Annotated in this window: 1 protein-coding gene; it reads left to right on the top strand. The window is 69.7% G+C overall.

Annotated features, from left to right (window positions below):
- Positions 1–127: 127 nt before the first annotated feature.
- On the top strand, positions 128–1,183 hold the full coding sequence (locus tag ACFWJO_RS39475) for an acyltransferase family protein (RefSeq protein WP_386873091.1): 1,056 nt from the start codon (positions 128–130) through the stop codon (positions 1,181–1,183).
- The last annotated feature ends 144 nt before the right edge of the window (positions 1,184–1,327 follow it).

The raw sequence follows: 1,327 nt of genomic DNA, 5'->3' as shown, positions 1-1,327 counted from the left end.
GCCTCGCCCCCGCCGACGTCGGAGCCGACGTCCACGCCTTCCTCGACATGCTCGAGACGCACGGCGTCCTCGACCGCGTGACCTCGACCCGACCCGCCTCGATGTCTGCCCCTGAAGGATCGCCCTCGTGAGCCCTGCCCCGCCTCCCGCCCACACCCACACCCACACCCACACCCGCTTCATGGAGCTGGACGGGCTGCGCGGTCTCGCCGCGCTCGGTGTCGTGCTGGCCCACTACATCACCCTCGCGAACACGTTCTTCCCCCATCTGCGCCAGGCCCCGGTCGACTTGAACCCGCTCACCCTCGGCGTCCACCTGTTCTTCCTCATCTCGGGCTTCGTCATCTTCATGACCGTCCGGCGTGTGGGCTCCGCACGGGAGTTCCTGACCGCGCGCGCCATCCGCCTGTTCCCCCCGTTCTGGGTGGCCCTGCTCCTCACCAGCGCGATCGGCTACCTCTCCCACGAGGCCTGGCTGAAGCCCGGGCTGCGACAGTTCCTGGCGAACCTCACCATGGCCCCGAAGCTGTTCGGGGAGAAGCCCGTCGATGGGGCCTACTGGACGCTCGCGGTCGAATGGGTGTTCTACCTGGGCATGGCCCTGCTCTGTGCGCTCGGCCTCACACGCCGGCAACAGCTCACCACGTGGCTCCTCGCACTCTGGGCCGTGGCCAGCGTGGGCCTGAGCGTGGGGCTCACCCTCTGGCGGTCCGCTGGCTCAGGCATGGCGGACGTCCTGCTGACCGCCACGATCGCCGAGTACGCTCCCCTTTTCGCGAGCGGCGCCCTCCTCTTCCTGAGTCGCGAACGCGGCCGCCTCGACCCGCGCCTGGCCCTGACCCTGCCGTCGGCGCTGGCCACCGCACTCATCGTCCAGGGCCCGGGCCACGCGATCATGCTGACCGTCCCGATCGTGACCTTCGTGGCCGTCGTCATGCGCGAGCGCACCGCCGTGCTGCGCACTGCGCCGTTGCAGTTCCTCGGACGGGTCTCGTACGGGTGGTACCTGCTGCACCAGAACATCGGCTACGCGATGATCTCGCTGACCCAGGACCGGGTCCTGGGCTTCCTCATCGCATTCCCGCTCACGCTCGGACTGGCGTGGGCGCTGTACGAGCTGGTGGAGGTTCGCCTGAGCCGCGTCCTGCGGCGGCGGCTGCTCCCCCGGCGTCGGACGGCCTGACCCGCCTCAGCCCTCCGGCGCGAAGATCGCGTCGACCACCTGCTGCGCCCACTCGAGCAGCTGGACGTCCACGAGATCCTGACCCATGACCGGCTTGGTCTTGGGACGCGGGATGAGGACGCCGTTCAGGGCCGGCTTGACCTG

The organism is Streptomyces sp. NPDC127092, from assembly GCF_042722475.1.
Classification (GTDB): domain Bacteria; phylum Actinomycetota; class Actinomycetes; order Streptomycetales; family Streptomycetaceae; genus Streptomyces.
Note: the sequence above shows the minus strand (reverse complement) of the source record. Positions and strands in the feature narration are given on the sequence as shown.